At 43.8% G+C, this 7,688-nt stretch carries 6 protein-coding genes and 2 pseudogenes; 7 read left to right on the plus strand and 1 reads right to left on the minus strand.

Annotation, left to right across the window (positions count from 1 at the left end; genetic code table 11):
• The 3 genes from E0485_RS25265 to E0485_RS24015 all read left to right on the plus strand — a co-directional run.
• Positions 1–206, plus strand: a 206-nt coding sequence (locus tag E0485_RS25265) for a dihydrofolate reductase family protein (RefSeq protein ID WP_407944877.1), incomplete at its 5' end; no start/stop codon positions are given.
• 355 nt (positions 207–561) lie between these two features.
• Entirely contained in the window at positions 562–1,116 is a 555-nt protein-coding gene (locus E0485_RS24010; RefSeq protein ID WP_132420578.1) for a dihydrofolate reductase family protein, read from the plus strand.
• 110 nt (positions 1,117–1,226) lie between these two features.
• Positions 1,227–3,503: an ATP-binding cassette domain-containing protein gene (locus E0485_RS24015; protein WP_132420579.1), complete on the plus strand. Its 2,277-nt coding sequence runs from the start codon at positions 1,227–1,229 to the stop codon at positions 3,501–3,503.
• Between the two features lie 1,096 nt (positions 3,504–4,599).
• Here E0485_RS24015 and E0485_RS24020 read toward each other — a convergent pair.
• Complete coding sequence (locus E0485_RS24020; RefSeq protein ID WP_132420580.1) at positions 4,600–5,355, minus strand: MBL fold metallo-hydrolase; 756 nt, start codon at positions 5,353–5,355, stop codon at positions 4,600–4,602.
• A 90-nt stretch (positions 5,356–5,445) separates the two neighbouring features.
• On the opposite strand from E0485_RS24020, the pseudogene E0485_RS24025 reads away from it, so the two are divergent.
• The 4 genes and pseudogenes from E0485_RS24025 to E0485_RS24040 form a co-directional block, all read left to right on the plus strand.
• Positions 5,446–5,544, plus strand: a pseudogene (locus E0485_RS24025) (lipid II flippase family protein); the annotation flags it as partial.
• Positions 5,545–5,825: 281 nt separating this feature from the next.
• Positions 5,826–5,933, plus strand: a pseudogene (locus tag E0485_RS25640) (class I SAM-dependent methyltransferase); the annotation flags it as partial.
• Positions 5,934–5,950: 17 nt separating this feature from the next.
• Positions 5,951–6,466 (plus strand): GNAT family N-acetyltransferase, encoded by a 516-nt coding sequence (locus E0485_RS24035; protein WP_132420582.1) that lies wholly within the window; start codon positions 5,951–5,953, stop codon positions 6,464–6,466.
• 459 nt (positions 6,467–6,925) lie between these two features.
• A complete protein-coding gene (locus E0485_RS24040) occupies positions 6,926–7,375 on the plus strand; it encodes a GrpB family protein (RefSeq protein ID WP_132420583.1) in 450 nt (149 codons plus the stop codon).
• Positions 7,376–7,688: the final 313 nt, after the last annotated feature.

Genomic DNA, 7,688 nt, shown 5'->3' on the forward strand with positions numbered 1-7,688 from the left:
GTATTTTTATTGTGGTGAGTCTGGATGGTTACATTGCCCGTTCAGACGGGTCGGTGGACTGGCTGTTTGATGTCGAAGGCGATGGCGGGGACAACGGGTATGAGAAGTTTTACGATAACATCGGCGCGCTGATCATGGGCAGGCTTACGTATGATGAGGTGTTCAAACAAACGGACGATTTCTCGTACAAAGGGAAGCCTTGTTAGTAACCCGATTTGGGCAGACTCCATCACACGATGTGACGTATACAGCCGAGGATTTGGATTCACTGATCCCGAAGATCAGTGCTGAAGCAAACGGGGACGTATGGCAGGTGGGAAGGGGGACAATTGGCTATGGCTTTCCTTGAAAAAGGACTGCGGACCGAATCGAAATGACGGTTATCCCTAAAATTCTCGGTGAGGGCATTCCGCTGTTTTCGGAAGGAACGGCTTCCATCCGGCTGAATCGCTCTGACGGATAGCATTGTTAAATAGATATCCTCTCTTTTATTAATATGACATAAGGTGACGTATTTGAGGTCTATAATGGGTGATAGATTAACGAAAGGAGTAACAAATCATGAAACGAAGAATAATTTTAGATTTAGCGGTTACTTTAGATGGTTTTATTGAAGGGAAAAATGGTGAAGTCGATTGGTGCATTATGGACTCTGAGCTGGAGTTTAATAATTTTTTAAATCAAATTGATACCATTTTATATGGAAGAAAAAGCTATGATTTATGGGGACAATTTACTCCGGAAATTGAACATACGGATTCTGAAAAAGAATTTTGGGAACTGGTTCATAGTAAAGAGAAATATGTGTTTTCCAGGACGCAAATAGGGACTGATAATAAAGCAATATTCATAAATGATCGTATTCTTGAAGAAGTAAATGAATTAAAGAATAAGCCTGGTAAAGACATCTGGCTATATGGTGGAGCAAGTCTTATTACAACTTTTATCAATTTAGGACTTGTTGATGAATTTAGATTATCTGTTCACCCTGTTGTTTTGGGAGAAGGGAAACCGCTGTTTGTGGATATAAAACAGAGGTTGAATTTAAAAATGGTTAATACAAGAACATTCTCCTCAGGCGTTGTACAACTAATTTATCATTTGGATGGGAACTAATGAACAAACTTTATCTGCACGGAGAACATTCGTCTAATCATGACACCTGTTGTCATGATTCTTCAGTTATTCTGTGAAAGCTTAGAAATTAGAAATCGGAGGTGGAGTCTATGAACGTCTATGATATCGTAATTAAAGGAGCACGTGAGAATAACCTGAAAAACGTGAATGTCCGCATCCCGAAGCGAAAAATCACGATCTTCACCGGCGTCTCGGGCTCAGGCAAATCTTCTCTGGTCTTCGACACCATCAGCGCCGAAGCTCAGCGGCAGCTTAACGAAACGTTTTCCGCATTCATCCGCAATCGGCTGCCCCGGTTTAGTCAGCCGGATACCGATCTCATCGAGAACTTGTCTACGGCGGTAGTGATCGATCAGAAAAGGCTCGGCGGCAACTCCCGTTCTACGGTCGGCACGATCACGGATATTTATGCGATGCTCCGGCTGCTGTTCTCCAGAATCGGTAAACCTTTTGCCGGCAATTCGCATGTATTCTCGTTTAACGACCCGGCCGGTATGTGCCCAGAATGCTCCGGAGTCGGACAGGTGGTGCAGTTCGATGTAGACAAGCTGCTTGACAGGTCCAAGTCGCTGAATGAAGGCGCGATCCTGTTCCCCGCATTTAAAGTGGGGAGCTGGTTATGGAATACGTATGCCCATTCCGGCTTGTTCGACAACGACAAGCGGCTCGCTGACTATACGCCGGAAGAGTGGGATGTCCTCCTTCACGGTAAAGAGAGCAAGATCGTATACCACACCAAAGGCGGCGCAATCGAATCGGATTACGAAGGTCTGCTGCCCAAATTCGCCCGCCTGTATTTGAAGCGGGACAGCAGCGAGATGTCCGAAGCCAAACGCGAATCTATTGACCGGTTCCTGTCCTACAGCGATTGCAGCCTTTGCGGAGGAAGCCGGCTTAATCAAGAGGCCTTGGGCTGCCGGATTAACGGTTACAACATAGCCCAATGCGCAGCGATGGAGATTGGAGAGCTAATTCGTATGATCAAAGCCATTCGGGATCCCATTGCCAGCCCGATGATTGAAGGGATTCTGACCCGGCTGAACCATCTGGTCTCCATCGGGCTGGAGTATCTGAGTCTGGACCGACAGACCGCAACTTTGTCGGGCGGGGAGTCGCAGCGCATCAAGATGGTCCGTCATCTGAGCAGCAGTCTTACCGACATGATCTACATTTTCGACGAGCCGAGCGTCGGGCTGCATCCGCGGGATGTCCATCGTCTGAACGGCATGCTGTGCCAGCTCCGGGACAAAGGGAATACCGTGCTCGTCGTCGAACACGACCGTGAAGTAATGGTGATCGCCGATTACATCATTGATGTCGGACCTCATGCGGGAACCCGCGGCGGAGAAATCGTCTACGAAGGCGACTTTGCGGGCTTGCTCCGCGCGGATACCTTGACAGGACGGTACTTGAAGCAAAGTTTGCCCTTGAAAACTTCAACCAGGGTGCCAATGGACTGGATGACCGTCACCAGCGCCAAGCTTCACAATCTGAAGGATGTGACCGTTGATATCCCGGTCGGTGTACTGACCGTGGTAACGGGTGTAGCCGGCTCAGGCAAAAGTACGTTGATTAACGGAGCATTCCTGCCATCGCATCCAGAGTCGATTGTCATCGACCAGTCAGCCGTGGGCACATCCATCCGCTCCAATCCAGCCACTTATACGGGGATGATGGACGTGATCCGGAGGCTGTTCGCAGCCGCCAACAAGGTGAGCGCATCGTTGTTCAGCTTCAACTCCAAGGGAGCCTGTTCCAACTGTCAGGGTCTCGGGATGATATACACGGATTTGGCCTTTCTCGAGCCAATAAGGACGACTTGTGAAATTTGCGCGGGCAGGCGGTTCAGCGATGAAGTGCTAGAGTATAAGCTGAACGGAAAATCCATCAGCGACGTCCTCGCCATGACGGTACGGGAAGCATCGGAGTTCTTCAGCAGGAAGGAACTGCTCCGTCAATTGCAAACGCTGGAGGATGTGGGACTCGGATACGTAACGCTGGGCCAGCCTCTGAGCACCTTGTCGGGCGGGGAATGCCAACGCATCAAACTGGCCGGGGAACTTCACAAGGAAGGCAGTCTCTATATAATGGACGAGCCGACAACCGGACTGCATATGTCCGATATCTCTCGTCTGATGGACATTATGAACCGCTTGGTCGACGGGGGCAACACGGTGGTGGTCATCGAACACAACCTGGATGTGATCAAGAGCGCAGACTGGATCATTGACATGGGTCCCGAGGGCGGACACCGGGGTGGTCGAATTGTATTCGAAGGCACTCCTGTCCAGCTTGCTGCTTCCGAGCATTCGATAACGGGGGCGTATTTGCGCAAGGCAGAAACCAGCCAGGGAACGTCTTCCTGACAGGGTACGTTGCAACGGATCCTATTCCGAAACTTCGATACTGTCTTTATCTGTATGGCACTCAATAACAATTTTAATCTGCATGGGAACGCATTCATTTTTAACCTAGTGGTGATCTTTTAAGTATAAAAGAAAAACTCAGAAGAAGCTGGGGCCGATCCATCAGATAATACTGTATCTACGCTGCGGGGGGCAAGTATATGTTAAAATCTCTATAAATTATAAGAACTCATCGTCAGCAGGTAAGTTGAAAATATGCCATTTTTGTTAAACTAACGGGCAGGATAGTTCAAAAGCTTCGCCAATACCCTAAATTGTTGTTATTTACGAACCAAATAGGATGGTAAATAGAATTGAAACCTTCGACTTTACTCGTCTCCAGGCACCCCCCTATGCCGCGCGACGCGCCCCCCAACCAAATGAATAAGTTAATAGATGCGGGTTCTCATATAGAAGTCTATGAGATGCCGCCCATGTTGGAGAGGCAGATATTTCAACGAGGGAACTTGCTCTGGTACCAGATTATTACATTTGTCACATGTAAGTCATTACAAACGTAAATACCAATCGAGTGAGCGTTAGGGTATGATGGTTACAAGTTGAATGTTCTGGTCAGTATAATCATCGTGTCTATAAGAACTTAATTAATCAATTTGAAATATCAACTAGCTGAATAACTTTTATTGGGGGAAAATTTGAGGAGGAAGCTTAAATATGATATATATTTTGCCTTGGGACGTTACTTGGGGGAGATAAGAAAGAAGAAACATAAATAGAAAGAAGCTTAAATAAGGACAATATTTTGTTTTTTTTAATTGGAAATTCCAGAAGAAATAAATGAATGCAATACTTTACTTGATTAATACTAAATACAGCGCATTTTCATACGAACTTTGGGCTGCTGGATCGGACCCTTTCTGCTCAGATAAAAGCGAATTGAAAGGTTAAGTATTGAATTGTTCTAAAATGCTTATAAAAAATCATTTCCCCCAATAAGTTATTATAAAGCCGGAGATAACTCTCCGGCTAACTGCCATTCCGATCCATCCGTAGGCTACGAAAAATTTCCAGTTTAGTGTGCGTACGGAGTGCGTATTTATGCAAAAGGGGTTAAGGCTTCTGAGTCAGCAACCAATTGGGCGATGCGTACATTCGCGCCGTTGCGATAGACTCCGCCATGATAGCAAACGACCGTTTCGATATCGAACTGCTCAAACGCCTTCAGCGACTGCAGGGCAAGCGGCAAGTCAATGGCAGCCGCCGGTTCGGGTCCATACAATTCAGCGTCCGTCACGACCATTGCGTCACCTGCGATCAACGTTTTGGTAGGCTTATGATAGAAACTGAGATGTCCCGGCGTATGACCGGGGGTATCGATCACAACGATGCCACCGCAGAAAGGTAGCTCCTCACCGCCTGCTATGACGCGGCTAACCGGCCCTTTTGGTGGGTTGTCTAGCATGCGCAGGAATGGGATGCGGCGTTCCTCCGGCCAAGCTCCGATCTGCACCAGCGTTTCGTCTGTGATTCGCAAGAAACGCTTTTCTCCCTGGATGTACGGCTTCTCTAACGCCTGCGCAAACACCTCGACCTCCCGAGGCGCCTCCGCAAGCAGGGCGGGCAATCCGCCGACATGATCCAAGTCGTGATGCGTCATCAGCACGTGGCTAAGGCGGTCAAACGGCGCACCGGCTTTCTCCAAATTCTCCTTCAATAGTTCGAGTTGCCCCTGGTAGCCCGTGTCCAACAGCAGCACGTGCTGATCGTCCCAGATAACCGTCGGATAAATGACCCGCGGCCCGACCAGTACAGTGGAAGCAAGCTCAAGGGCCGTTAGTTGATTCCTTTGCATCGAAATCCCCTCCAATTGGAAAATATCACCTTTCATCATATCGCTTTAGACAATCATTTTCAATGGAGAAATTTTTAAATATATCACAATGGACTTTTGATGATTTCACGATTGCTAGGAACAATGTTGGCACAATTGATTTTAGTACCAGCTGCATATTGGATTAGCTTTATGGTTAAGTTTATATGAAGGTATGAATAAGAGATTTAGCTAACGGGATACTATAGCTTAAAGATGATACGACGGCAGCCGGCCAAAATGTTCGGCTGTCGTCGTTGTGCTAACGGGAAGGATAGTTCAATTAAAATTAATAATTCTCTTGTTCAAATATTACAGATTATGCCATAATTAAGCATCCTATAAGAAAGAGAGTGATTAAAATGAAAATATTTAATTATTTTTCCGTAGAACTAATTTAGAGGTGCGGAAGGGATAATCATTTTCTAAAGTCCCTTTCTAAGATACCAAATCAGTTAAAACATACAAAGGGACGCATTCTTGAAGCAATGGTTGGTTCTGGAAGAATATTAATTCCATTACTGGAATCTGGTCTTGTAATAGACGGTGTTGACTATAATAGAAAGGTGGGAGATTTTTGATAGAAACAAAACGTCTTATAATTAGAGAAATGGTGCAGTCCGATTATGATGCATTGTGCGGAATATTGTGTGATGAGGAAGTAATGCGTGCTGCTTATGAAAGTGCATTCAACTTAGAAGAAGCACAGAATTGGCTTAACAGACATCTTAAAAGATATGAAGAGTATGGTTTTGGACTTTGGGCTGTTGTATTAAAAGAAACAAACGAAATGATTGGTCAATGTGGCTTGACAATGCAAGGCTGGAGAGAAAAAGAAATTTTGGAAATAGGATTTTTGTTTCAAAAAACGTATTGGCACAAAGGTTACGCAACAGAAGCGGCAATTGCTTGCAAGGAATACGCTTTCTCAGTTCTTAATGCAAATAGGGTTTATTCTATTATTAGGGACACAAATATAGCCTCTCAAAAAGTTGCTGTTCGAAACGGTATGAATATTATTGATAAAGATACTAAGAATTTTAGGAATATAGATATGGAATTTTTTCTGTATTCTGTAGAGCGAACAAAATGAGCATAATACAAAGTAAAAAACAATTGATAATGTAATATGCCTTTAAATGCTATTATGAAAGTCAAATTGATAAATTCCAAGTTGTAGAGATAATTTTGATTCTCAATCGTTTTCAATTGCGAATATAAAAGGAGGGAAAATTACATCCCTCCTTTAAGCATATCCATATACCAATATTATTATCTAACAGAGCTTAATTGATATAAAGAGTTTCAGCACTTAAACTATAAAGTTTTGGTATAAGATTCAGTATATATATTACTTATAATAAGATATCAGCAACTCCTCTTTTTTTATTGAAGTAACTGGCAGCATAGCTTATAAAAACAATACTTAAGTCCACTCCAATGTGATATTATTTTCTAATGTCTATTTATTTAGCGGGGGTAATTTTTATGGGAATTGATGAAGCCATCACGGTTACAGAATATAATGATCTGTGGCCAAATTTCTATGAACATGAGGCAAGTAACCTTAAAAAAAATATTTGGTAGCCTAGCCAGAGAAATACAACATTTCGGAAGCACATCAGTACCAGGTATGATTGCAAAACCTATTATTAATATCTTGATAGGTGTCTTAAACATGGATCTAGACAAAACAATTATTAAAGATTTAATACAAGCCGGTTATGAAGGATTTGGAGAAGCAGGTGTTCCTGGGAGACTCTATTTTCGAAAACGGAAAGAAGTACAAGCATTCAATCTTGCAATCGTAGAATGGAACGGCGAGCAATGGAACAACAATATTCTAATCCGACAATTCTTGAGACAGAATCCTGAAAATGCTAGAGAATACTCCGAAAGAAAATTTGAAGCTGTCTCAAAAGGTTTAACAACATTGTTATCTTACTCAGATGAGAAAGCTGAATATGTTTACAATTTACTACAAATGGAAAACATCCTTTAAAAACGGGTACGATAGTATAGTATATCAATAGGCTGCCGGCACGATCGGCAGCCTGTTTAGTTAACGTGCAGGATAGTTGGGTATTAATGGTGAATATTTGAAAAAGGGGCATACATCACATCATAACTTCAGTGCAGAGGGAGTGAGCAATTGAATATTAGAGAGGCTCATGAAGGGGATTACCCTGAACTAAGAAAGCTGTATCTCGAATCACGGCACAATACCTTCGTATGGGACAATATTATTGAAATGACTTTGGAGGATTTCGACAAGCATACGGAGGACGAATTCATCATCGTAGCAGAAGAGGCCG

Source organism: Paenibacillus albiflavus, assembly GCF_004344915.1.
GTDB lineage: Bacteria > Bacillota > Bacilli > Paenibacillales > NBRC-103111 > Paenibacillus_AM > Paenibacillus_AM albiflavus.

Coding starts and splice junctions, on each gene's coding strand:
- E0485_RS24040 (WP_132420583.1), top strand. CDS start 6,926: ATGAGGCAAGTAACCTTAAAAAAAATATTTGGTAGCCTAGCCAGAGAA.
- E0485_RS24010 (WP_132420578.1), top strand. CDS start 562: ATGAAACGAAGAATAATTTTAGATTTAGCGGTTACTTTAGATGGTTTT.
- E0485_RS24020 (WP_132420580.1), bottom strand. CDS start 5,355: ATGCAAAGGAATCAACTAACGGCCCTTGAGCTTGCTTCCACTGTACTG.
- E0485_RS24015 (WP_132420579.1), top strand. CDS start 1,227: ATGAACGTCTATGATATCGTAATTAAAGGAGCACGTGAGAATAACCTG.